This is a genomic window from Enterococcus sp. HY326 (assembly GCF_026157065.1).
In the GTDB taxonomy this organism is placed as follows: Bacteria; Bacillota; Bacilli; order Lactobacillales; family Enterococcaceae; genus HY326.
Genome location: NZ_JANLGQ010000004.1, coordinates 368,859 through 394,348, shown reverse-complemented (window position 1 = coordinate 394,348; position 25,490 = coordinate 368,859). Strand labels below are relative to the sequence as shown.

19 protein-coding genes are annotated in these 25,490 nt (G+C 40.0%); all 19 read right to left on the bottom strand.

The annotated features are described in order from the left end of the window. Positions 1–9: 9 nt before the first annotated feature. On the bottom strand, positions 10–1,062 hold the full coding sequence (locus ORH16_RS12520) for a S66 family peptidase (RefSeq protein ID WP_265459173.1): 1,053 nt from the start codon (positions 1,060–1,062) through the stop codon (positions 10–12). Continuing rightward, positions 1,055–1,612, bottom strand: coding sequence for a GNAT family N-acetyltransferase (locus tag ORH16_RS12515; RefSeq protein ID WP_265459172.1), 558 nt, complete (start codon positions 1,610–1,612; stop codon positions 1,055–1,057). Before ORH16_RS12515 ends, ORH16_RS12520 begins: the two co-directional genes overlap by 8 nt. Before the next feature lie 332 nt (positions 1,613–1,944). Continuing rightward, positions 1,945–3,732, bottom strand: a complete 1,788-nt coding sequence (locus ORH16_RS12510; protein ID WP_265459171.1) for an oligopeptide ABC transporter substrate-binding protein — start codon at positions 3,730–3,732, stop codon at positions 1,945–1,947. A 23-nt stretch (positions 3,733–3,755) separates the two neighbouring features. Next, a complete protein-coding gene (locus ORH16_RS12505) occupies positions 3,756–4,658 on the bottom strand; it encodes an ABC transporter permease (protein WP_265459170.1) in 903 nt (300 codons plus the stop codon). A 24-nt stretch (positions 4,659–4,682) separates the two neighbouring features. After that, on the bottom strand, positions 4,683–5,645 hold the full coding sequence (gene opp4B, locus ORH16_RS12500; protein WP_265459169.1) for an oligopeptide ABC transporter permease: 963 nt from the start codon (positions 5,643–5,645) through the stop codon (positions 4,683–4,685). After that, positions 5,646–6,590, bottom strand: coding sequence for an ATP-binding cassette domain-containing protein (locus ORH16_RS12495; RefSeq protein ID WP_265459168.1), 945 nt, complete (start codon positions 6,588–6,590; stop codon positions 5,646–5,648). Continuing rightward, a complete protein-coding gene (locus tag ORH16_RS12490; protein WP_265459167.1) occupies positions 6,590–7,597 on the bottom strand; it encodes an ABC transporter ATP-binding protein in 1,008 nt (335 codons plus the stop codon). The genes ORH16_RS12495 and ORH16_RS12490 overlap by 1 nt, the downstream gene beginning before the upstream one ends. A gap of 1,167 nt (positions 7,598–8,764) precedes the next feature. Beyond that, entirely contained in the window at positions 8,765–9,700 is a 936-nt protein-coding gene (gene ribF, locus ORH16_RS12485) for a riboflavin biosynthesis protein RibF (RefSeq protein ID WP_265459166.1), read from the bottom strand. Between the two features lie 13 nt (positions 9,701–9,713). Then, on the bottom strand, positions 9,714–10,652 hold the full coding sequence (gene truB / locus ORH16_RS12480; protein WP_265459165.1) for a tRNA pseudouridine(55) synthase TruB: 939 nt from the start codon (positions 10,650–10,652) through the stop codon (positions 9,714–9,716). A gap of 121 nt (positions 10,653–10,773) precedes the next feature. Beyond that, on the bottom strand, positions 10,774–11,685 hold the full coding sequence (locus ORH16_RS12475) for a cation diffusion facilitator family transporter (protein WP_416207862.1): 912 nt from the start codon (positions 11,683–11,685) through the stop codon (positions 10,774–10,776). A 146-nt stretch (positions 11,686–11,831) separates the two neighbouring features. Beyond that, complete coding sequence (rbfA, locus tag ORH16_RS12470; protein ID WP_265459163.1) at positions 11,832–12,182, bottom strand: 30S ribosome-binding factor RbfA; 351 nt, start codon at positions 12,180–12,182, stop codon at positions 11,832–11,834. Positions 12,183–12,209: 27 nt separating this feature from the next. Further along, the gene (gene infB / locus ORH16_RS12465; RefSeq protein WP_322597299.1) at positions 12,210–15,113 is read right to left on the bottom strand and encodes a translation initiation factor IF-2; all 2,904 of its coding nucleotides are present in this window, start codon (positions 15,111–15,113) and stop codon (positions 12,210–12,212) included. 13 nt (positions 15,114–15,126) lie between these two features. Beyond that, entirely contained in the window at positions 15,127–15,435 is a 309-nt protein-coding gene (locus ORH16_RS12455; RefSeq protein WP_265459162.1) for a YlxQ-related RNA-binding protein, read from the bottom strand. Beyond that, positions 15,425–15,718, bottom strand: a complete 294-nt coding sequence (gene rnpM / locus ORH16_RS12450; protein WP_265459161.1) for an RNase P modulator RnpM — start codon at positions 15,716–15,718, stop codon at positions 15,425–15,427. Before rnpM ends, ORH16_RS12455 begins: the two co-directional genes overlap by 11 nt. Before the next feature lie 27 nt (positions 15,719–15,745). Further along, positions 15,746–16,975 carry a transcription termination factor NusA gene (gene nusA, locus ORH16_RS12445; RefSeq protein ID WP_265459160.1) on the bottom strand — a complete coding sequence of 410 codons (1,230 nt, stop codon included), beginning with the start codon at positions 16,973–16,975 and terminating at the stop codon, positions 15,746–15,748. A 20-nt stretch (positions 16,976–16,995) separates the two neighbouring features. Further along, positions 16,996–17,469 carry a ribosome maturation factor RimP gene (gene rimP, locus ORH16_RS12440; RefSeq protein WP_265459159.1) on the bottom strand — a complete coding sequence of 158 codons (474 nt, stop codon included), beginning with the start codon at positions 17,467–17,469 and terminating at the stop codon, positions 16,996–16,998. Between the two features lie 326 nt (positions 17,470–17,795). Continuing rightward, positions 17,796–22,148, bottom strand: coding sequence for a PolC-type DNA polymerase III (locus ORH16_RS12435; protein WP_265459158.1), 4,353 nt, complete (start codon positions 22,146–22,148; stop codon positions 17,796–17,798). A 132-nt stretch (positions 22,149–22,280) separates the two neighbouring features. After that, the gene (locus ORH16_RS12430) at positions 22,281–23,990 is read right to left on the bottom strand and encodes a proline--tRNA ligase (protein ID WP_265459157.1); all 1,710 of its coding nucleotides are present in this window, start codon (positions 23,988–23,990) and stop codon (positions 22,281–22,283) included. Positions 23,991–24,029: 39 nt separating this feature from the next. Continuing rightward, a complete protein-coding gene (gene rseP, locus ORH16_RS12425) occupies positions 24,030–25,301 on the bottom strand; it encodes an RIP metalloprotease RseP (RefSeq protein ID WP_265459156.1) in 1,272 nt (423 codons plus the stop codon). Positions 25,302–25,490: the final 189 nt, after the last annotated feature.

Genomic DNA, 25,490 nt, shown 5'->3' with positions numbered 1-25,490 from the left:
AACCTGTTTTTATTGAAACGTCTCTTCTAAAAAACTAATTTTCTGCGTTTCTGTATCCACCTTCACCGCTAACCCGTATGGCAAAACACATCGAGGTGCGCAATGACCAAAGTTGACATTGGTCACAATCGGTAGCTTCGGATTTGCGACAATTTTTTTCAAACTTGCTTGATACTCTTCGTAAAAAAATTCATTTGCCGACTTACCGACAATCACCCCCGCAATTACTTGAAACAGACCGAAATCTTTGAGTACCTGTAATTTTTCTGTGAACACTTGGGGATTCGGTTGACCAGCGGCTATCTCAATAAATAAAATTTTCCCCTGCCACTCTCTTAGCTCGGGAAAAAGTTGATAAGTTTGATTAACAACCGCTTCTTCGGCTTGATTGGCACCTGTGATTAAATCAGCTAAGCTGTCCAAGCAGCCACCTAACAGCTTACCAGAAAAACTTTTTGCCCCTTGTAACAGCTCAAAGCCTTTGGAATCAGCTTGCTCTATCAATTTAGGATCGGTCTCCTGATACCAGACTGGGCTGGGCTCAATCATTTTGCTTTCAGGAAAGTCCGCTAAAAAGTTTTTAAAATATCTTTTTGTATAAGATAGCATCTCAGGTGTCTCTTCGCCTAAGTCATTCAGGAAACTCGGACCATAAAACGTCTCCAGACCTAATTTATAAAACATCAAATGATTAATTGTGCTATCAGAATAACCACAAAAAATTTTCGGCTGATTGGTGACTAACTCTTTAAATTCTGCGTCCTCTAGTAAAAAGGGAACTGTCCGAAAGGTATCTTCGCCACCAATGGCACAGATTACCCCTTTAATAGAAGGTTCTGCAAAGGCTGCCTTTAAATCGACGGCCCGCTTTTCAGGATGAGCTTGAATAAAGTCAATTCCTTTAAGGGCGTGCTCCATAAAAACCGGTTCCAAACCAAATTGTTTTAAACGCTCAGTGGCAATTGCAACCCGCTGAGTTGCTTCTGGTTCACCTAAAATGCCAAAGGACAAGCTGACAATTGCAATTTTATCCCCTTGTTTTAAGCGCTGAGGCTTACGCATCCGCATCTACCACCACCGCTAAAGAATTTATCTTTGAAAACAATTGGGCATCGACAAAGCCTGTTTCATTTCTTATAAATCCTCTCAGAGTTCCTTCCAATTCAAAGCCATTTTTTTCTGCGACCCTTTGACTTTTTAGATTGCCAGCTTCTGTGATAAGCCCTAAACGATGTAACTGTAATTCGGTAAAAGCAATTTCGCAGACCTTGGTTAAAGCTCGGCTGACGATGCCGCGATTTTGCTCCTTTTGACTAAGCCAGTAGCCAATTTCCCCTTGGCGATTGACCAAATCAATTCCGTGGATATCGATAGTGCCTACCGGCTGATTATTCACCAAAATAATCGCCAGCCACAGTTCGCCATCAATCATTTTTTTTGCAGACATTTTTAAATAGTTTTCCTCATCGGCTGCTGTTTTAGTTTCAGCAACCCAAGGCATCCAGCGGCCCAACTCTTGCCGGTCTTCTTCAACCACGGCAAACAAACCGCCCGCATCACTTTTGTCAGGAAATTTTAAGGTAAGCTCATTATCAATTTTTATGGTAAACATGGGGATTCTCCTTTTTAGCATAAGAACTTTATCTTGGTTTAAAGATTAAACAGCAGCTTGTGAGATTCTTTTTTAGGTATGTGATCCAAGTCTATCTCTACTGATTTTTGTTCAACTAGCTTTGAATCAAAAGTTGTAAATATTAGGTAAATCTTACTTAGCGATATTAGATTATAAAATTTTCAATATCAATCAGAGAATTTTCAACACATCTTTAATTTTTTTTCAATGCGAGAACAACTGATACTTCAGCACAGATTTTTCTTATCCGAGCAGACTAAAAGCTCGAAAGAAATTTCCTTTCGAGCTTTTAGAATTTGAAAGATTATAGATTAGTCGCGTGTTTCTGAAGTTAGTTCCATAGTGAAGTAATCTTCAGTTTCATTGTAGTTCCAAGTATAAGATTTAACACGGTTACTTACTGGTAAGATTTCGTTACGATAAAGCGTTGGAATAACAACCGCTTGCTCTACCATGTATTCTTGCCAAGCTGAGTAGGCATCAACACGGGCGTCATCATCAAACGAAGCCTGTGAATCAATCGCAGCTAAAAGCTCATCGTTTTCATCAGAAGTAAAACGAGTGTAGTTAAAGGCAGCCGTTCTGCCATATAACCCAGCTGGAGATGGAGCTGTCCCAGTATTCCAAGCACCTTGGAACACATCAATTTCAGTGTCATCATTTTCAAGACGATCATAGAAGGCTTGGAAATCAATTAAACGACCAGAAGTAAGTTCAACATCTAAACCGACAGCTTCCCATTGTTGGATGTAATAATCTGCTAATGGTTGAGCTGTTTCGCCACCAGACATTGAAGCGAAGTTAATCGTTAACTTTTCACCATCCGGATCTTCCCGAATTCCATCATCATCAACATCAACATAACCTGCTTCGTCTAGCAATTCATTGGCTTTATCAGGATCATACGTATAGCCTGTAATACTAGAATCGTGTAAAGTTTGGAAAACTGGTGGAATTAGAGTAGAGGCCCCAGAGCGTAATCCGTGATAGAAACGTTCACCAATCGCATCGTTATCTACAGCATATCCCATCGCTTGGCGTAAGTTCACATTTGACATTTTAGCATTAGGATCAGTAATATTTTCACCAGTTTCAGTATCATAGGTTCCTAATTTGAATCCGATGTAAGTATAAGCCATTTGCTCGCGACCTAACATTTGGTAACCATCTGTTTCACTGTAATCTGGATAATTATCTGTTGGCATTGAATAAACTAAGTCATAGGTCTTAGAATTTAATGACTCCACAATTGAAGAAGTTGATACATTTGTAAACACAAGTTTATCCAATTTAGGTGTTCCTTGGTAATAGTACTCATTTGGTAAGTATTCAACAGATTCACCTGTTACGATGCTGCTCATATAATACGGTCCAAAGGTAACTGGATTTGTACGTACTGCATCACTTTGTTCTTGATCTGCAACTGGAATGCTTTCAAAAACATGTTTTGGCATTGCGCTAGCATTGATCCCACCACTTAACTGCAACATATTAGGATTCATTTCTTTAAATGTGATTTGAATCGTTTTATCATCAACTATTGTAAGTCCAGAAATAGTATCCGCTGTTCCTGCATGATACTCATCCATTCCTACAATATTTGAATAAGTAGAATCGTAGCGAATACCTGTGTAATCAGGATGACCAATTACTTCGTAAGGATAAGCTAAGTCTTCAGATGTCACAGGCTCACCATCTGACCAGACTGGTTCTTTTGTCAAGGTAACTGTAGCAGTATTGTTCTCTTCATCTAACTCTAACGTTGCAACACCATCATCGGTAATTACAAAGTCATCATCATTTGAAAAAATTGGTTCATGAGATGGTGTCATATAATAATTATCATACGCATCTGTATAATATGTTTCTGAAAATAATCCAACAAATTGTGTATCAGAAGCTACAGCAACATCCAAGGTTCCTCCTTCGATTGCGTCAGCATCATTGACAACTGTTTGTGTAAAGCTTTCGGTGATGTTTTCATTTGAGTTACTTTCTTGGCTCCCTGAATCTGTCGTGTTCCCGCCCTGACAAGCTGCCAATAGCAATGTTAATGCTCCCGCAGTGGTCAGCAAACCAAAATGCTTACTTCTTTTCATACTTCTTCTTCCTCCCCAGTTTTTTAGCCTAGACGCTGTCTCGCATCTGCAGAGCGTTTAAACGCTTGGCCAACATAATTTATACTTAACATCATGACTAAAATTAGTAATGATGCAGGTAACCATATCCATGATCTATTCGCAAGGATTTCCCCGCTCTTTGCATAACCAATCAATGTTCCCAAACTTGGAACACTTGTTGGTAAACCAAAACCTAAGAAGGTTAATGTCGTCTCAATTCCGATATTACCAGCAAAATTAATCGTTAAATTGGTAATAATCAGTGAGCTTAAGTTTGGCATAATTTCTCGGAACATAATTTTGAAATTACTTGTTCCGAGGGTTTTTGAAGCACTAACATAATCACGCCGTCCTTCAGATAAAGTTTTACTTCTGAATAATCGAGCCTTTGCCACCCAATAGAAGGCACTCATAATCCAGACGAATGAAAATACTGTGTAGTTTGGAATGATTGTTACAAACACGATAATAATCATCATGATAGGCAAGATCATAATAAAATCCACAATACGCATAATAATGTTATCTAGCATTCCACCGTAATAGCCAGAAATAATCCCAACACTCACACCAATAATTGATGTGATAATTGTAATCGCAAAACCGATGACAACCGAATTTCTCGCCCCGATGATTAACTGACCAAAGACATCACGACCACCCTCATCAGTCCCTAAAAGGTAATTCCCTCCCGGTGGAAGATATCTATCTAAAATGTTGACCCTCATGATTTCACTTTGGTCAATCACAACTGCACCGATAAATATTGTCAATAAAATAATAATAAGTAAAATTAACGAGAACATCGCCAATTTATCTTTTCTAAACTCTCTGATAATCATTCTGAATCCCATTGGTGGGACATGTTCATTACTCAGAGCTAAATTTTCTTTTTTTTGCGTCATTTTTATCCCTCCAGAGTAATTTGATTATTGAATACGAATCCGTGGATCCACGATACTCATTAAAATATCGGAGACTAGATTCCCAATTAACGTTGCAATACCAAGGATTAAAACTAAAGCAGTAATGACTGCGTAATCCCGCTGGCCAATTGAATCAATAAACAATTTACCTATACCTGGATATCCAAAAATTGTCTCAATAACAACAGAACCACTGATTAAACCAGTTATTTCATAGCTTAGTTGAGAGACAATCGGTAAAGAAGCATTTCTGAAAATATGTCTGGTAAAAACTTTATTTGTCGGTACTCCTTTGGAGCGAGCTGTCCGCACATAATCGAGTGACTTTGCGTCAATTACTTCATTTCTTAAATACTGAATTGTAATTGTAGTAGTCAAAATTGCTTGTGTAATTGCCGGTAAAATTAAGTGGTAAAATTTGTCCCAAACATAGGCGAATGTCCCTGGCTCTAAACCATTAGAGACAGATCCGGTTGTTGGAAACCATCCTAAACGATAACCAAAAATAAATAGTAAAACCAAAGCAAAAATAAATGCTGGAATCGCAAAGCTCACAAAGTTATAGATAACTACAAATTTATCTAAAATAGAGTTTTGATAGCGACCAGCTAATAAGCCTAAAGGTAATGCAATTGCATACATAATAATTACGGTCAATAGTGACAGCAAGATAGTGTTCGTAGCTCGATTGCCAATCAAGTTAGCTACAGGTAACTTATAAATAAAACTTTGACCAAAGTCCCCTTGGAAAACATTACCAATCCACCGAATATATTGGGTGTACCAAGGATCATTTAAACCTGCTGCTTCCCGCATAGATTCAATCACAGCTGGATCAGTATTGGGGTTAATCAACCCAGTAAAGGGATCTCCTGGCATCATTTGAGCTAATAAAAAAATTAAGACACTGAGGATAAAAATCTGCGGAATCATCAGCAAGACCCGCCGTAATATTGTTTTCCACATTTAGATGTCTCCCCCTTTTTTCAACGCTACCTGATGCGTTTCACTAATGCTTTGTAAATCATAAACCCGGCCATGTTGATCGTAATAATCTTTTTGATGTTCTATATATTCTTTTTCAACTCTACGTCGTTCAGCTTTATGTTCATTCCGATGAGCTACATCAATTTGTGGAATCGCTGATAACAACCGCTTAGTATAAATATGTTGAGCATTATTATAGATGTCTTCTCTTGTCCCAATTTCAACAAAGCGGCCTTTGTACATGATGGCTAAGTTGTCACACATATGTTTCACTACCCCTAAATCATGAGAGATAAATAGGTAACTTAGGCCGTATTCCTGTTGAATATTTTTCATGAAGTTCAGTACCTGCGCTTGGACAGATAAATCCAACGCTGATACCGGTTCATCTGCAACGATTAATTTAGGATTCGTTGCAACAGCTCGAGCAACTCCTAAGCGTTGCCGTTGTCCACCAGAGAACTCATGGGGATATTTATAGATAGCATCTTCAGGCATCCCAACAATATCCAATAATGATTTTACTTTATTCTTTTCTTCTTGATCACTTAGTCGCTCAAAATTTCGAATAGGTTCTGCAATGATATCTAAGACTCGTTTCTTTGGATTTAAACTGGACATCGAATCTTGGAAAATCATCTGAACATCTTTGTTATATTGAATCGATTTTCTATTACGAGCTTTCGTCACGTCTTGATCTTCGTATAAAATTTGTCCACCCGTCACTTTTTCTAAGCCAACGATTGCTTTTCCGGTTGTTGTTTTACCAGAGCCTGATTCACCAACTAAACCATATGTTTTACCTTTTTCAATAATGAAGTCAACACCATCTACCGCTAGCACATGATCAGTAACTCGATTGAAAAAACCGCTTCGGATAGGATAGTGAATTTTCAGGTCTTTAATCTTAATAATCTCTGTCATCACATATCCCCCTGTTCATCTCTAAAATGAAAATGCTGATAACAGGTACAGCGGACAAAATGCTCTGGTGATACTTCATGTAATTCTGGCTCGGCTTCATGATCTGATTGTGGAATCCAAGGAATTCTCGGAGCGAATCGGCACCCCTTGCGAATCATCTTATTTAATGAAGGAACGACACCTTCAATCACATGCAGTTCAGAGTTTTCAGAATTTTCTTGTGGGATCGATTGCAATAAAGAGCGAGTGTACGGATGCTTAGGATTCGTAAATAATTCTTCAGCTGTTGCAACTTCCACAAATTGACCTGCATACATCACGGCAACTCGATCTGCCATTTCAGCAACAACACCCAAGTCATGCGTAATTAAAATGATGCCTGCATTTGTTTCTTCCTGTAAGTCCTTTAACAAATCTAAAATTTGTGCTTGGATGGTTACATCTAGAGCCGTTGTTGGCTCATCAGCAATAATAATCGGTGGCTTGCAGGCAATCGCAATTGCTATAATAACCCTTTGTCTCATTCCTCCTGATAGCTCATGGGGATATTGCTTAGCCACTCGCTCAGGAGCCGGAATTCCAACCTGAGTTAATAACTCGATTACACGAGCTTGTTTTTGCTCTTTGTTCATATCTGTATGATAAGTCAGACTTTCTTTAATCTGATCTTCAATACGCATTAACGGATTCAATGCCGACAAAGGATCTTGAAAAATCATTCCAATATCGTTTCCGCGAACTTTATTATAAAGTGTCTCATTAAAAGTGGTTAAATCTAAATCCTGGTAAATTATTTCTCCGGTGATACGAGTATTATCGGCATCGTGAAGACCCATGATTGTGGTAGCTAATGTACTTTTACCACAACCAGATTCGCCAACAACTGCTAATATCTCATTATTTTGCAGTAAAAAAGAGACATCATCCACTGCATCAAAATAATCATCTTTGATTCGAAAACCAGTATGTAAGTGAGTAACATCTAACAATACTTCTTCCTTTTCCATTTCTTACTCCCCTTCTTCCATTATTAAAAATCAGCAAATCAATGGAATTCTAGCCGGTTATTAATCTCTTCATTCAACTAAAAACCCTTAAAAATCTATTAGAGAATTTTAATAACTTATTTGTCAATATTACATAAACATTTCGAAAATTTCAATACCTAATCGAGAATAATTGCAAACACATTTAATTTCATCGGTTACAAGCCCATGTAATTTGATTTTTGTTACGCTTAATGTAAAATAAATTTTCATAATCTTCTCATTATTTTCACTGTTATCAGGTTTTATTAGATATTGAATCTGAATTTTTTTGTCACTTTATTTATATCCCTTGTTCTTTTTTGAATATAATTCCACATACTCTAATCAATGATAATCGATAAAAAATCCCCACAAAGAAGTTCAACTTTAGCCCCTCTAAAGTATCAATTTCGTTTAACCTAACTTACTACTTTCATTAATTTTTTATGTATACCAAAATCGATTTAAAAATTTTAGTTGCTCACTTTAGATTTGAATGCTATAAATCTTCTCAATTCCAGCAGTTCTTCAAAATAAAAGAGCGCTCTTATAATTTTATAAATCCTTCCGTGGGAATGTTACATTCAATTGGTTTTTACGAATATCATGTTAGGTGACTAAATAAAGTTTTTTTCCTTCATATAAAAAAAACTGGTCCCACAAACTCGGAAATTTATTGAATTTTTCTTTTTAGAAGTTGTTATTAAAAAGCTAAAATAATATTTGGAAACCTAACACGAATTTGTTAATTTCAAAATTTTTTTCTATTTATAATTTTTTGCAAATTTTCAATTAATTTAAAAATAGTCTCAAGCATTTCCTGAAAACGAATTTAAAAGTCGAATTTTGGACGTTAAAAAGGAAAACTCTTTTTTATAGTTAGAGCTTTTGAACAGACTATAATGTTAAGAACAATATCAGATGATGCACTTTGGTGATAAGCATAAAAGGAGAGCTAGTGTGTGCAATAGCATAGCGCTTCTTCAAGGGGAACGGAGAGAGAAATAAAAATGAGGTTGACGAGTCTTAAACAAAATTTTTTGTTTTAGTAAATTGTACACAAAAAGAGCCCAGGGGTTGCTAAAGTCTTTTGAAAGTCTTTTTACCTTTCATAGACTTCACCTACTCCTCGGCTCTGCTGATTGTCTATTTAAAATAATTTGCAGTGGTTAATTCGTCCTGCTTTAATTGTGTGATTAAAGCGTCCGCTCCGTTAAAGGCCACTTGGTCTCTAATAAAATGATTCCAACGGACAGATACTTGTTCGCCATAAATATCTTGATGGAAATCTAAAATATAAATTTCCACTGTCAAGCCCCGGCCTGCACCAAAGGTATCATTATGGCCGATTGAACCCATAGCTGGATACCATTTATCACCGATGCGCAATTCGCAGACATAAACACCTTCTTTAGGTAACCGGACTGAACTGCGCAATTTAATATTCGCAGTGGGAAAGCCCAGCTCACGACCTCGGGCATCACCATGCATCACAGTGCCGTCAATTTCATAAATATAACCTAAGAGGCGAGTAACTTCTTCCATATCTCCTTGGTCAAGCATTTCCCGAATGCGAGTTGAGCTGACCTTTGCACCATCTTTTTCCTGCTTGCCGATAGTCACAACTTCAAAGCGACCTTTTGCATACAACGGCAAATGTTGCACATTGGCAATATCTTTTGGACCATAGGTATAATCAAAGCCGGAAACCGCATATTTTGCGTGGAGGCCAACAATATATTGATCGACAAAGTCTTGTGGCTTCAAGCTGGCAAAAGCTGAAGTAAATTCAATTTCATAAAGATAATCAACGCCTAAGTCCTCCATCAGTCTTTCTTTTTGCTCGCTACTGGTCAAGTATTTCATTGACTCGGCTTCAATCTTTTGAAAAACAATTGACGGATGCTGATTGAATGTCATGAGAGCCAATTTTAGTTGGTGCTGATCAGCCAATCTGCGGCCTTCATTGATAACAGCTTGATGTCCTAGATGAACCCCATCAAAAAACCCTAAAACTAAAACAACATCAGCTTGAGGAATTTGTTCTGGTTGATAGGGGTGACGAATTTTAATAATTTCCATGATTGACAGTCCTTTATTCAATAATTTCGCTCAATTGATTGCGAATCACTTTGCTTGGTTTTAATAAAAATGGTTTGCTGGGATGTTCTTTATAGATACTAACTAATTTTTTTCGATAAAAAACCGCAACTTCCTCATGGTACTCTGACGGAATGTGAAAGTCTTTTTTTGTTTGTGGTACACCATTTTTTACTTGCTCCCATAATTCATCCGTTAAATCGACACGGGGAAACTGGCTGACGGCAGCTTCGATTGGTAAAAAAATCGCTGCAAGCTGATTTTCGCTGACCAACTCTTGCACCTGTGCTAAAGTTAAAGCTTGCTCTTTTGTAAAACCGCCGCTAGCTGTGCGGGTTAAATCCGACATGTGGGCGGGTACACCTAATTTTTTTCCCGTATCAACAGCTAAAGTTCTAACGTAAGTGCCTTTACCGCAAACCACTTTAAAGCGCCAAGTTTGAGTCCCAGCAACCTCATCAAACAAAGGTTCGCTCGTTCGCTCAAAAGTTTCAATCAGCGCTTTGCGTTCAGGTCGCTCGACAGCTTCACCGTTGCGGGCATATTCATATAAGCGTTTGCCATTGACTTTGACTGCCGAATACATCGGCGGAATTTGAGTAATTTCACCAACAAAAGCTGCCATTGCCTGATCAATTTCTGCATCAGAAAAAGGTTGCACTAATTTTTCAACAGCCACCTGTTCGCCACTAGCATCTTCAGTCGTTGTCGAAAAACCTAGTGTAATGGCTCCTTCATAAGTTTTGCCGGAATCTGTCAAGTATTCAATGACCTTAGTGCCTTTGCCGACACAAATCGGTAGAACACCGTCTACATCAGGATCTAACGTGCCACCGTGACCGACTTTTTTTGTCTGTAAAATTTTACGCAATTTAAAAACGCAGTCATGACTCGTCATGCCCCGTTCCTTCCACAAAGGTAAAATCCCTTCCATGAAGTCCCTCCGCTTTTTAAAAATTTCTCGTTTTTTAGATTGTTTATTGTAAACCAACCTAAACATTATAACACAAAATCCATTGACCCGGCAGTTTCTGCTGTTGAATCAATGGATGCTTTTAGTGCGTTTGATAATTTGGATCAAACTCATCAGTTTCAATATAGATATAGCATTTTTTATCTGGCAAGGCTTGGCGAATAGTTCTTTCAATCTCATTGATAATTAAATAGCCTTCTCCCTCTAAATCGTGAATAATATCAATTTTAGCAGCAATCATGATTTCATCTGCACTCAGATGAACAGTTTTAATATCCAAGAGATGTGCAATTTCCGGCCGTTGAAAGGCTTGCCGGATTTTGGCTAAGTCCTGCTCTGTGACACTTTCGCCGATTAATAAGCTATAAAATTCTTTGGCCAAGAAAATTGCCGCACCCATTAGCAATAAACCGATTAACAAGCCGCTAACTGCATCAAAAATCGCATTGCCAGTGATTGCCGTTAGCACGGTGCCGACAAAAGCTAAACAGAGGCCAATTATCGCACAAAAATCTTCAGTAAAAATAATCAAGACCTCACTGTGGCGGGATTCGTGCAGGTATTTAAATAATGGCAGCTTTTCAGTATTCAACTCATTAATTTCTTTGATAGCGACCCGCAGTGAACTGCCCTCAACTAGCATCCCAAAGATTAAAATTCCCATCACTAACCAAAGACTTTCAACTTCATGACTAGGATGAAAAATCTTTTCCAGCGCCTCCATCACACCGAGAGCGCCACCACCAAAAAAGAGCATCGTCGCAACTAAAGTGCTGAAAAAATATTTTGCGCGACCTTCCCCAAACTGGTGCAGGGTGCTTTGACCTCGCTTGGCTATTTTATCGCCAAAGAGTAATAAAATTTGATTGGCGCAGTCCACCACACTGTGAATGCTCTCGTTTAACATCGCAGCACTGCCGCTGAAAATATAGCCGACAAATTTACTGATAGCCACTAAAATATTCGCAGCTAAAGCGGCTAAGACCGCTGTCATGCCTTGTGATTTTGCTTCCAAATAGATTCCTTCTTTCATCAACAATTTATTATAGAAAAGTTTACTAGGAAAAGCAAAGCTGAGCCTCTTTTACAAAAGAAAAAAGCCAGCTGGAATTTGCTTTTCCAGCCGGCTTGATATCAATCTTAATCTTCTTTATTCAAGTTGCGTAATAATTCATCAATGTGATTGCCGTATTTAACCGACTGATCTACTTCGAAAATTAATTCGGGCGTTTTATACAAACTTAAGGCATGGCCAAGTTCCCGGCGAATTAAGCCCTTCGCTTTTTCCAAGCCTTCAGCAGCTTTTTCTTGGTCTGAAGCTAAGTCAGACAAGACGCTGTAATAAATTGTCGCCTGCTGTAAATCGCCGGTAACGTGAACATCCGTAATGTTCACGTCTTGCACCCGGGGATCACGCACTTTTTTACGTAAAATTTGATTGACCTCTTTTAAAATTTCTTGACCGACTCTGCGATCACGATAGTTAGCCATCAGAACGGCCTCCTTTAATTTTTTCATTTAGTCTTTTTTGATTTCTTCCATAACAAAGCCTTCGATGATATCATCAACTTTCAAGTCGTTGAAGCTTTCAATCATCGCACCGCATTCGTAACCCATGCGGACTTCTTTAACGTCATCTTTAAAGCGTTTCAAGCTGGCTAGTTTACCTTCTAGAATAACGATACCGTCACGGATTACCCGGACACCGCTATCCCGTTGAATCAAGCCTTCTGTTACGTAACAGCCGGCAATCGTTCCAACTTTTGAAACTTTGTATAATTCCCGGACAATCATTTGACCAGTAATTTTTTCTTCAAATTCAGGGTCTAACATACCCTTCATTGCTGTTTCAATTTCTTCAATTGCTTTATAGATAATCCGGTGTAAACGAATATCCACTTCTTCTGCTTCCGCTTGTTGACGAGCTTGCGGTGTCGGCCGGACATTAAAGCCGATAATAATCGCATTACTTGCCGCAGCTAACGTAACATCACTTTCGTTGATGGCACCAACTGCCGAGTGAACGATTTTAACACGAACGCCTTCGACATCAATTTTTTGTAGTGAAGCTGCTAAAGCTTCGGCAGAACCTTGCACGTCAGCTTTGATGATGACGTTCACTTCTTTCAGTTCGCCTTCCTTCAAGCTTTCAAACAAGTTGTCTAAAGTAACCCGAGAAGTAATCGCCCGTTGTTCCAGCAATGCTCGTTTCGCTCTTTCTTCACCAGCTGCTCTGGCAGATTTTTCGTCTTCAAAGACCACGAAGCGATCACCGGCCTGCGGTACATCACTAAGACCAGTGATTTCAACTGGAGTTGCTGGTCCCGCTGTTTTATCGCGGCGGCCTAAATCATTTGCCATCACCCGCACACGACCAAAGGTATTGCCGACAACGATTGGATCACCGACGTTTAAAGTTCCGTTTTGCACTAATAATGTTGCAACTGGCCCTTTACCTTTATCTAAACGAGCTTCAATAACTGTCCCGATTGCTCTTTGTGTTGGATCAGCTTTCAAATCTTCCACTTCAGCAACTAGTAAAATCATTTCTAATAATTCTTCAATGTTTTGACCAAACTTCGCTGAGATTTCAACGAAGATAGTATCGCCACCCCAAGCTTCTGGAATTAATTCGTGTTCACTTAATTCCTGCATCACATGTTGTGGGTTCGCTCCTGGTTTATCAATTTTATTGACAGCAACGATAATTGGCACCTTCGCAGCTTTGGCATGGTTGATTGCTTCAACAGTTTGCGGCATCACACCATCATCAGCAGCGACAACTAAAATCGTAATGTCAGTGATGCTGGCACCACGAGCCCGCATGCTAGTGAAGGCCGCATGTCCTGGTGTATCCAAGAAAGTGATTGGCTTGCCGTCAATTTCAATTTGATAGGCCCCGATATGTTGGGTAATCCCGCCGGCTTCACCACTAGTTACTCGAGAATGACGCAAGGTATCTAGTAATGTTGTTTTACCATGGTCAACGTGACCCATGATTGTGACAACTGGTGGTCTTGGCACTAATTTTTCTTCGTTGACTTCTTCTGGTTCGAAGAATTTATCAATGTCAGCAATATCGACAGTAATTTTTTCTTCTGATTCCATACCGTAATCAGTCGCTAATAATTCAATCGTATCTTTATCTAAGCTTTGGTTTTGATTGACCATTACACCCAGCAGGAATAATTTTTTGATAATTTCTGCTGGCTCCCGATGGATTTTTTTAGCGATATCAGCTACGTTCATGCCTTCAGTGTATTCCAACACTTCTGGTAATTCTCTAAACTTACGTTGTGGCATTGGTGCTTTAGGCGTCGTATTTTGTTGCTGTCTGCCCTTCTTGCCCTTTTTATTGCGATTGCGATTTTGGTTGTTACCAAAGCCGCCGTCACGATAATTATTGCCTTTGCCGCGATTTCTTTGATTAGCCGGAGCCGCATCAGCCTTCGTGAAGACTTTGGTCCGTTCCGGTTTTTTATTTTCTTGCCGTGTTGTATCTGCAGCTGGCTGTTGCGCAGCCGGACGAGTATTAGTCGTCGGGCGGTTTGGATTGCTGTTTTGATTTTGCGGACGTTGTTGCGTTTGTCCGCCTTGAGCATTGCCGGTTGGGCGATTGCCACCAGTATTATTACCAGCTGGCCGATTAGGATTAGTCGGACGGTTGCCGCCTTGTTGATTACGGTTTTGACTTTGATTGCGATTTTGATTATTTTGACGCATTTGTGGTTTTTCATTGGCAATTTCATTCATCGCTGCTTTGGTTGCCGCTAATTTATCTTGACCAATTCTTGAGGCACTTGCACCGCCACCATGCAATACTTTAGGATTGCGATCTTGTTGGCGGGGATTATTACCTTGGCCACGATTTTGGTTGTTGCGGTTTTGATTTGGATTTTGACTGCGGTTTTGGTTGTTGCGATTTTGATTCGCATCCGTCCGGTTTTGATTATTTTGCGGGCGTTGTCCTTGATTTTGACGCTGACCGCCTTGATTATTATTGGTATTGCCTTGACCAGAGCGTTGATCATTACCGCGGTTGCCCTGATTGCGGTTTTGATTGCCTTGTTGTCCAGCTACTCCTGGTTTTGGTTGGTTACGATTAACAAAATTTGGATTATTCAGAGAACTACGACCTCTCATTTTTTTCTTTTCGCCTTGACTTTGCGGGTTTGTGGGATTCGCTGGTTTTGCATCTTGATTAGTTGTTGCTTGGGCTGGTGCTTTTGGAGCGGTTGCTGCTTTCGGTGCAGCTGGCGCTTTTGTTGTGTTCAAAGCTGATTTCAGTTTTCCTTCATCACCTTCTGAGATTGAACTCATGTGGTTTTGCACATCCATCCCTAAGCTCTTGGCCTTATCAACTATTTCCTTACTGCTTTTGTCTATTTCTTTTGCAAGTTCATAAATTCTTTTTTTCCCCATGCAATCACCTTCCCTAACCTTTGATTAGCTCTGTAAATTTTTTGGCAAACCCCTCGTCAGCCACGACAATTACTGACCGCTTACGGCCAATTGCGCTGCTGAGAGTCAGCATGTCAAATGTATCATTCACAAGAACTTGGTAGTATAGACTTTTGTCTTTAATTTTTTTCATGGTATTTTGACTGGCATCGGCCGCTACAAACACAAGTTTTGCCTGACCTTTTTGAATGGCTTTCACCGCCAATTCTTCACCTGTCACCAGTTTTCCCGCACGCATCGCAATGCCCAGGAGATTTAAAATCGCTTGTTGATTAGTTGCCAAACAATTCTCTCCTTGCTTTTTGATGACTCACATAATCTAATAGTTCTTGATAAAAGGCATCGTCGAGAGTCGTCTCTAAGACGCGATCAAGAATATGTTTATCCCAAGCCTGTTGAACTTCTGCGGGCTCAATCGCCACATAAGCGCCACGGCCGGGTAATTTTCCACTAGGATCAATTGAAACTTGTCCCTCTTTGGAACGGGTAATGCGAATCAGTTCCTTCTTCGGTTTCATTTCACCGGAGACGACTGATTTTCTTAAAGGAATTTTCCGTTGTTTCATCTGGCTCGCCTCCTTTTTTAAGTAAAGCTACTCGTCTTCTTCGTTAATAATTTCTTCAACGACTTCGACTGCATCATCCTCAGTTGCCGCTTCTGTTTCCACAAAAGTTTCTTCTGGATCAATTTCTAATTGATCAGCGCCAGAAAGAACTTCATCGTCATAAATTTCTTCTGCAACAGCTTCATCGGCATATTCTTCCGCATCTAGTTCTGCATAGAAATCTGCCATATCCGTTTCAGACTTAATATCAATTTTGTGGCTTGTTAATTTAGCTGCTAAACGAGCATTTTGACCCCGTTTACCAATTGCCAAAGACAATTGATGGTCCGGCACGACAACCGTACAAGCTTTCGGATTTTCTTCGTCGAAAATAACGTCAATGACTTGCGCGGGATTTAAAGAGTTGGCAATAAAGACTGCTGCATCCTCGTCCCACTCGACAATGTCCATATTTTCACCTTTTAATTCGTTGACAATCGCTTGTACCCGTTGACCTTTTGGCCCTACACAGGTACCAACTGGATCGATGTTAGGATCATTTGAACGCACCGCAATTTTTGAACGATCGCCTGCTTCTCTAGCAATGCTGACAATTTCAACAGTTCCATCATAAACCTCTGGTACTTCTTGTTCAAACAAGCGACGCAATAAATCTGGATGGCTGCGGCTCACAAAGACTTGCGGCCCTTTTGAAGTGTTTTCCACTTTAGAAACGTAGACTTTAATCCGATCATGGGCTTGATAAAATTCATTTGGCATCTGATCTTGCTTAGATAACACAGCTTCAATCTTACCCAAGTTGACATAGATATAACGATGGTCTTGCCGTTCAACAATCCCCTGCATAATATCTTTTTCATAGGCACTGAATTCATTATAAATAATCGTCCGTTCAGCTTCTCTCACCCGTTGCAAAATAACTTGCTTTGCCGTTTGAGCAGCAATCCGACCGAAATCCTTTGGCGTGACTTCAAAACGGATTTTATCGCCTAATTCATAAGCGGCGTTAATCTTGATGGCTTCTTCTAATGAAACTTCTAATTGCGAGTCCATCACTTCTTCTGTCACTTCTTTAACAGAATAGACATGAATATCGCCTTTTTTCATGTTGAATTCGACTTCAACATTTTGTGATTGACCGTAGTGGCGTTTGTAGGCAGAAACTAACGCTGCTTCTAAGGCTTCCACGACAATCTCCTTGCTGATTCCTTTTTCTGCTTCTAAAGCATCTAAGGCATTTAACATTTCTTTGCTCATTTTATTTTTCCTCCACCGATCTAAAATTGAATTGCTAAACGAGCTTTGGCAATATTCTTTCGATCAATTGTCAATTCTTTTTTGCGGGTTTTAATTGGCACACTCAAAATCAGCTGGCCTTCATCAAGGGACACTAAGGTTCCTTCTATTTGTTTGTTGCCGTCGATTGCTTGATAGAGATTCACATGGATAAAATTCCCAACAGCTTTTTGATAGTCAGCTTCTTTTTTCAATGGACGTTCCGCACCGGGAGATGATACTTCTAAATAATAGGCTTGGGGGATTGGATCAGGATCCAAGGTGTCTAATTTTTCACTTAGCTGCTCACTGACAAAGACACATTCTTCGATATCAATGCCGCCTTCTTTGTCAATATAGACCCTTAAAAACCAATTTTTTCCTTCTTTTACAAATTCAACTTCAACTAATTCAAAATGTTGTTCGTCAACAATTGGTAACACTAAATCAGTTACTGTTTCCACAACGCTACTCAACTGCACAGCCTCCTTCAACTTGGGTTACTCAATCCATTAAAAAGAGTGAGGGAAAAAATCCCTCACTCGACTAAGTATCATTACCACAGATAATATAACATGATTTTCATGTATTTTCAAGTTTTTACCGTAATTACACCCTTTTTCATTAGAAAAACCTCAAAATTAATGAAAGCCGCTCTGCTAAGTGCTTGCAGGATTGAAAAAATCTGACATTTAGTAAGGAAAAATGTTGCAGAGCTTCAAATAAGTAGCCTCAAGACTTAGATTAAACATCTTACGCTTGAGGCCACCGCAACATTTTTCAAAATTTTAAAAAACCAGACTTACAGCATATCAAACAAGGACAATTGATTTTCATCTGGTAAATCTTTTAAGACTCCATTGTCATTCATGTATTCGATTAAAGTTTTAGAAACTTTTCCGCGATTGGCCAAGTCTTCTTTAGATAGGAAGGCTTGCTCTTCACGAGCGGCAACAATTTGCTTCGCCACGTTGGCGCCTAAACTTGGCACAGCTCTAAATGGTGCAATCAAGGTGTCGCCATCAATTACAAAATTTTCGGCGTCTGATTTATACAAATCAATCATACCAAACTGATAGCCCCGCTCTAGCATTTCATTACAGATTTCTAAAACCGTTAACAGATTTTTTTCTTTCGTGGAGGCATCTAAACCTTTTTCGTTGATTTCTTTCATACGGGCCTTGACAGCCTCTTTGCCTTTCGCCATCGCTACTAAATCAAAATCATCTGCCCGCACAGAAAAGTACGCACAGTAATAAAGAATTGGGAAATAAACTTTATAATATGCCACCCGCAACGCCATTAATACATAGGCCGCCGCATGGGCCTTCGGGAACATGTATTTAATTTTTGAACAAGAATCAATGTACCACTCTGGAACATTATTTTCCCGCATTGCTTTAAGATAGGTGTCCCGCACATCATCATCAATTTTATTCCAGAGACCTTTACGCACGGTTTCCATAATTTTGAAGGCCATGCCGTCATCTAAACCGGCATGAATCAAATAGACCATGATATCATCCCGACAGCCAATTACTTCAGCTAGCGTGGCATCTCCTCGGCGGATTAATTCTTCCGCATTCCCCAACCAAACATCGGTACCGTGGGAAAGTCCGGAAATTTGTAACAGCTCAGCAAATGTTGACGGATGGGTTTCTTCCAACATGCCACGAACAAAACGCGTCCCGAATTCAGGAATTCCCAACGTACCAGTTTTTGAAAAAATTTGTTCACTGGCTACATTCAAAACATCCGGTCCAGCAAAAATCCGCATAACCTCGGGATCGTCGGTGGGAATAGTTTTCGGATCGATGCCGGATAAATCTTGGAGCATCCGAATCACTGTCGGATCATCGTGTCCGAGAATATCCAACTTCAAAACATTATCGTGAATTGAATGGAAATCAAAATGGGTCGTTTTCCATTCGGCGTTTTGATCATCGGCTGGAAATTGAATCGGCGTAAAATCGTAGACATCCATATAATCGGGGATAACAATAATCCCCCCTGGATGCTGCCCAGTTGTCCGCTTGACTCCGGTTGCGCCTTTCGATAGGCGATCAATCTCAGCATTGCGCAAATGTAAATTATTGTCCCGCTCATAGCCCCGAACAAATCCGTAAGCTGTTTTATCCGCAACCGTGCCGATAGTTCCTGCCCGGAAAACATATTCTTCACCAAACAGAACCTTCGTATAATTATGGGCCTCAGCTTGATATTCACCAGAAAAGTTCAAATCAATATCGGGAACTTTATCCCCGTGGAAACCTAAAAACGTTTCAAAGGGAATATCGTGACCGTCTTTAAAGAGGCGGTGTCCACAATTCGGACAATTTTTTTCTGGCATATCAAAGCCAGAGCCGTACGTTCCATCTTCAAAAAATTCTGAGTACTGACAATTTGGACAATGATAGTGAGGGGCTAATGGATTGACCTCAGTGATTCCGGTCATCGTTGCCACAAAGCTTGACCCAACAGACCCCCGAGACCCAACTAAGTAGCCGTCTTCCATACTCTTATGCACTAATTTTTGCGAAATTAGATAAATTACCGAAAAGCCGTTCCCGATAATTGAATCCAATTCTTTTTTCAAACGCTTTTCGACAATCTCCGGCAAGGGATCGCCATACAGTTCCTTCGCTCGGTTATAACTTAAATTTGTAATTTCCTCTTCTGAGCCGGGAATTTTTGGCGTATACAAATCATCTTTAACCGGAATTACTTCGTCACACATCTCAGCAATCTGATTTGGAGTCTCCACGACAACTTTTTTCGCTAATTCAGTTCCTAAAAATTGAAACTCGGATAACATCTCATCCGTTGTTCTAAAATGAACTTGCGGTAGACTGTGGCGATTCAATGGATTGGCGCCCCCCATTGAATTTATTAAGACCTTACGATAAATGGCATCCTCTGGATCAAGATAATGGACATTACCGGTCGCCACCACGGGTTTATCCAACTCATCAGCAATTCTGATGAGATTGCTGAGAATTTCTTCTAAATCTTTTTCAGATTTAATCATTTCTTGTTCAAGTAATGGTGCGTAAACCGGCTTTGGCATAATTTCAATATAATCATAAAATTTTGCCCGGCTCTTGGCCTCTTCAATCCCTTTTTGCATCATCGCTTCAAAAATTTCGCCTTTGTCACAGGCGGAGCCAACTAATAAGCCTTCTCGTAATTTATTTAATTGGGAACGGGGAATCCGCGGAACCCGTTCAAAATAATTGACGTTTGACATCGAAATCAATTTAAACAGATTTTTTAAACCTGCCTGCGTTTGAGCAAGGATTGTCGCATGAAAAGGTCGGGCCCGCTTATAGGAATCCCCTTCGCCGATATGTTCATTTAATTGATCGTGGAAAAACATTTCATGATTTTCCATCGCTTCTTTAACAAAAATCCACGCTAGATGTCCGGTTGCCTCCGCATCATAGACAGCGCGGTGATGCTGTTCCAAATTAACGCCGAATTTTTTTGATAAGACACCCAAGCCAAAACGTTTAAAATCAGGATACAAATAACGGGCGAGTTCCAGCGTATCAATAACCGGATTTGCGGCTTCGGGAATCTCGTATTTGCCATAGCTTGTATTTAAAAAGCCCATATCAAAGGAGGCGTTGTGGGCCACTAAAATCGTATCCTTAGAAAATTCCATAAAGAGCCGCAGCACTTCTTCTTCTAATTTTGATCCCCTTACCATCTCATCGGTAATCCCAGTTAGATTAATCGTCGTTTGGGAAAGCGGATGACCGGGATCGATAAACTGCTCAAAGGTTTCTAACACATTTCCTTTGTGCATTTTTACTGCGGCTAACTCAATAATCGTATCATAAACCGCAGAAAGCCCCGTGGTTTCCACGTCAAAAACAACGTAAGTGGCATCACTTAAATTTACATGAGCATCGTTGTAAGCAATCGGCACACCGTCATCAACAACATTGGCTTCTACTCCATATAAAATTTTAACGCCAGCTTTTTTTCCAGCAGCGTGGGCATCGGGAAAAGCCTGTGCTCCAGCATGGTCAGTGATGGCAATTGCTTTATGACCCCATTTTCCAGCTTGCGCAACTAAGTCCTTGACACTATTGGTAGCATCCATCGTACTCATGTTACTGTGTAAATGCAGCTCCACTCTTTTTTCGCCTTCAGGGGCATAATCTTTTCGAGGAGCGTGTTTAACTTCAATTAAGTCTTGGCCGTTCATCACCAAGTCCTTCATAAAGCTGTCTTCTTGAATGCTGCCCCGCACTTTAACCCAGCTGCCGACACTGATAGCATCAAAAACTTGTTCGTCTTTTTCGTTGTTGGAAAACTTTTTAATACTAAAGGAAGAGGTATAATCGGTCACTTTAATTAAAAGCATTTTCCGTTTTGACCGCAGTTCGCGAACTTCTTTATCGAAGATTAGACCTTCAACAGTCACCCGTCGTTCTTCCTCTTGAATATTCACCATCGGCGTCACAACTTCATCACTTGGAATATTACGACCCAATTGGATTGGTCCAGATAACTCGGCAACCTTAGATTTTTGCTCTTTGCGTTTTTCTTCGTGATTGGCTAGGCTCTCAGCTGCTTGCTGTTGGAAAATTTCCTGTTGTTCCCGTTGACGTGCTTCAAATAAACTCTGCACTCTTTGAGCTTGCTCCTCGTCAATCTGAGGAATAATTTGGAATTTTTGAAAGCCGAAATTCTCATATTGTTGTTGAACTTTGGGAAAATATTGCTGTTTCAAATAATCAACAACCGCCACGGCTTCAATCGGCAAAATTATTTTTTTGTCTTGAATAACCGGCAGCTGATTACAGACAACTTTTTTGGCCAGCTGGCTGTCAATTTCTTGGGCCGCCAATGCCAAAGGCCAATAAGCCTGCAGCAATTCTTCTGTATAATTTGCATCATCAGCAACAATTGTACAAGTTGTTGCTGCAATATCTTGAAAGGCTAAAGCTAAATTGGTTTGCAGGTTTTGATAGAGGGCCACCGGCAAAATAGCAGGAAAGCGGAGCGTAAATTCCCACAGACGGGATTTTTTATGGACAACAACACTTTCGATTTCCCCGGCAGCGATTAACGGCTCCGCTAAGGTTGCAGCATCCAATTGCATTTGTCCTAATAATTTTTCAAATAATTCACGTTTTTCTGACAAAATAATCCCTCTCTCATCTGAAATTCAGTACTTATCAGTATACCCTTTTTAGTCGTTTTTTTCATTAAAAACTCTTGGGGATTTTTGGGACAAGAGAAAAACACCAGCTGGCAGCTGATGTTCTCTCAAAACTTATTCACTAGGATTTAATAAAATATTTAAAGTTGAAGCCAACTCATCTTTTCTGACTTCAATCATTTCCCCAGTTTTTTGAATTTTTACTTCAACGACACCGTCGACTGCTTTTTTACCAACAGTAATTCGAATCGGGCAACCGATTAAATCAGAGTCGGTGAATTTCACGCCAGCCCGTTCATTGCGATCATCCACTAACACCTCATAGCCGACTTGCTTCATCGCTTCTTCGACTTCAGCGGTTAGGCGGCTTTGATATTCATCTTTGACATTCATTTGAATGATATGCACATCAAACGGTGCGATTCCCGCTGGCCAGTGAATACTTTTTTCATCGGCATTTTGCTCAACGATGGCCGCCAATAACCGGCTGACACCAATACCGTAACAACCCATCGTGACTGTTTTTTCTCGACCATTTTCATCTAAGACTTTTGCATCCATCGCTTCACTATAGCGGGTGCCAAGTTTGAAAATATGGCCGATTTCAATTCCTTTGGTAAAAGCTAAGGCACCAGAACCATCCGGTGAAGGATCGCCTTCTTTCACGTAACGCAAATCAGCATACTCACTAACAGAAAAATCCCGACCAGAATTAACATTCTTGTAATGGAAATCCGTCTCATTGGCGCCAGCAATCCCATTGGAGATATCCTGTACAAATAAATCAGCGTAGACTTTCACGTTTTCAGCAATGTCCACCGGCCCAATCGAACCAAAGTCAGCGTTAAAGTTTTCTTTGACGTCTGCTTCCGCCGCTTCTTCTAAGTAATCGACCTTTAAAAAGTTTTTTAATTTGATCTCGTTAACTTCGTGATCTCCCCGGACTAAAACTAAGACTGGTTGACCATCTGCCATAAACAAAACAGATTTGATAATTTTCTTTGGCGAAACTTCAAAGAAGTCCGCAACTTCTTGAATCGTCTTAACATTTGGTGTCGCAATTTTTTCAAGTTCGCTTAAAGACTCCCTAGAGATGCTGGGCGAGTATTCACTCGTAGCCATTTCTAAATTGGCTGCATAATCACTTTCCGTCGAATAGCAAATCGTGTCCTCACCGATGTCAGAAATCGCCATAAATTCCTTGGAGTCTTTGCCCCCCATCGCTCCGCCATCACCGATAATCGCCCGAAACTCTAAGCCGCAGCGCTCAAAAATTTTATGATAGGCAGCCTCATAACTTTTGTAGCCTTCGCTTAAACTTTCCTCAGAATCGTGAAAAGAATAACCGTCCTTCATAATGAATTCCCGTCCCCGCAATAATCCAAAACGGGGTCGCTTTTCATCCCGAAACTTTGTTTGGATTTGATACAAGGAAAGAGGCAAACGTTTATAGGAATTGATTTCATTCCTGATTAATTCCGTGAAGGCTTCCTCATGGGTGGGACCCAAAATCATATCCCGCTGATTGCGATCGCTTAACCGATATAAACTTGGCCCATAGGTTTCATAACGGCCTGATTCCTTCCACAACTCTGCCGGTAATAAAGCCGGCATCAGCATTTCAATCGCATCGATTTTCGCAAATTCTTCCCGCATAATGCCCTTTAGTTTCTCCAAGACCCGATTGGCTAAAGGCAAGTAGGAATAAATTCCCGCTGACACTTGGCGAATAAAACCGCCCCGCAACAGCATTTGATGACTCAGTGCTTCAGCATCTGCTGGAACTTCCCGCAGGGTTGGAATCAACATTTTTGACTGTTTCATTTTTAAATCTCCTCGTCTTACGATTGGTTCATCAACTAGCTAAAATAAAAAGCGTTGAATATCGTTCCAGGTTACAAAAATCATTAAAAGCATTAAGCAACCAAAACCAATCAAAGTTAAAATTCCTTCTTTTTCAGGACTAATTGGCTTGCCTCGTATTCCTTCAATCAGGTTCAAGACAATTTTCCCACCATCTAAAGCCGGAATCGGCAATAGATTCATGATGCCCAGATTAACTGATAGCATCGCCATAAAGCTAATGACTGTGATTAAACCAGAATTAGCTGCCTCAGAAGACATTTGGAAAATGGCAACTGGTCCGCCCAATTGATTTAGACTAAAATTAGTTACCAGACGACCAAGAGCTTGAAAAATATTCAATGAATTGGCAATTGTCGCAGAAAAACCGCTAGCAATTTTATCGAAGACACTAGTCTCAATTAAAGCTGGACTCACCCCAATCATGCCGTAAGTTTCATCACCAGAGACGGTCGCTGCTGGTGTTAAATTAATTGTCAGTTCTTCGCCAGCTCGTTCAACTTCAAGCGAAATTTCTTCATCTGGACTAGCTTGAATATCGGTCTGCATTTCTGACCAAGTTGTCACGGCTTCTCCGTCTACTGATAAAACTGTATCGCCGGATTGCAAACCGGCGCTAGCAGCAACACTATCTGCTTGAATGTCTCCAAGGGTTGTTGAATTGGAATCATAGACACCACCCCGCATAAAAGCAACCACAATAAATAAAATCACCGCTAAAATAAAATTATTCATCGGTCCGGCAAAGTTCGTTAATAAACGCTGCCATAATTTTGCTGATTGAAATTGCACATCCCGTGGGGCAATTCGAATTTCAATACCATCGGGTTCAATAATTGTCGCATCGTGGTCGACTTTATAAGTCACCACTTCAGACTCATCACCATTGACATAACCAGAAATCGTTAAAGCATCCACTAAATCATGCTCAGTCAATTCTAAGGGAATGCCGTGGGTTAATTGAACTTTTTTACTGGTATTGATTTTGACAACTTTATTGTGTTGATCTAGCTCAACTGAAATCGGCATGCCAGGAGTCATCTCAACTTCCTCTTCGCCGTTGCCAGCCATCCGCACATAACCACCAATTGGTAGCAAGCGCAATGTATAGGTAGTTCCGGTTTTATCCCGGTACCCCCAAATCTTTGGTCCCATACCTATCGCAAACTCTCTGACTAAAATTCCCGAGCGCTTTGCGAAAAAGAAATGACCAAACTCATGAACTAAGACGATTACGCCAAAGACAATAATAAAGGTTATAACTGTTCTCATTTGAAATCCTTCCTTTGTTTTCATTTTCTAACAAAGTTTTCTCAACCTTGTAAGGAGTTTACACTAAGTTTGTTCTATAAAACAAGCTTAATTTTAGCATACTAGCGGGCTTCTGACCATTTTCTCTCAAAAACCAACAGTTTTTTATTGGTCTATCAGTCTTTTAAATTTTTTGTGAAATTTTAAAAT

Excerpts from the sequence above, each read along its gene's own strand:
- ORH16_RS12520 (WP_265459173.1), bottom strand. The coding sequence starts at position 1,062 with ATGCGTAAGCCTCAGCGCTTAAAACAAGGGGATAAAATTGCAATTGTC.
- ORH16_RS12515 (WP_265459172.1), bottom strand. The coding sequence starts at position 1,612 with ATGTTTACCATAAAAATTGATAATGAGCTTACCTTAAAATTTCCTGAC.
- ORH16_RS12510 (WP_265459171.1), bottom strand. The coding sequence starts at position 3,732 with ATGAAAAGAAGTAAGCATTTTGGTTTGCTGACCACTGCGGGAGCATTA.
- ORH16_RS12505 (WP_265459170.1), bottom strand. The coding sequence starts at position 4,658 with ATGACGCAAAAAAAAGAAAATTTAGCTCTGAGTAATGAACATGTCCCA.
- opp4B (WP_265459169.1), bottom strand. The coding sequence starts at position 5,645 with ATGTGGAAAACAATATTACGGCGGGTCTTGCTGATGATTCCGCAGATT.
- ORH16_RS12495 (WP_265459168.1), bottom strand. The coding sequence starts at position 6,590 with ATGACAGAGATTATTAAGATTAAAGACCTGAAAATTCACTATCCTATC.
- ORH16_RS12490 (WP_265459167.1), bottom strand. The coding sequence starts at position 7,597 with ATGGAAAAGGAAGAAGTATTGTTAGATGTTACTCACTTACATACTGGT.
- ribF (WP_265459166.1), bottom strand. The coding sequence starts at position 9,700 with ATGGAAATTATTAAAATTCGTCACCCCTATCAACCAGAACAAATTCCT.
- truB (WP_265459165.1), bottom strand. The coding sequence starts at position 10,652 with ATGGAAGGGATTTTACCTTTGTGGAAGGAACGGGGCATGACGAGTCAT.
- ORH16_RS12475 (WP_416207862.1), bottom strand. The coding sequence starts at position 11,685 with ATGACAGCGGTCTTAGCCGCTTTAGCTGCGAATATTTTAGTGGCTATC.
- rbfA (WP_265459163.1), bottom strand. The coding sequence starts at position 12,182 with ATGGCTAACTATCGTGATCGCAGAGTCGGTCAAGAAATTTTAAAAGAG.
- infB (WP_322597299.1), bottom strand. The coding sequence starts at position 15,113 with ATGGGGAAAAAAAGAATTTATGAACTTGCAAAAGAAATAGACAAAAGC.
- rnpM (WP_265459161.1), bottom strand. The coding sequence starts at position 15,718 with ATGAAACAACGGAAAATTCCTTTAAGAAAATCAGTCGTCTCCGGTGAA.
- nusA (WP_265459160.1), bottom strand. The coding sequence starts at position 16,975 with ATGAGCAAAGAAATGTTAAATGCCTTAGATGCTTTAGAAGCAGAAAAA.
- ORH16_RS12430 (WP_265459157.1), bottom strand. The coding sequence starts at position 23,990 with ATGAAACAGTCAAAAATGTTGATTCCAACCCTGCGGGAAGTTCCAGCA.
- rseP (WP_265459156.1), bottom strand. The coding sequence starts at position 25,301 with ATGAGAACAGTTATAACCTTTATTATTGTCTTTGGCGTAATCGTCTTA.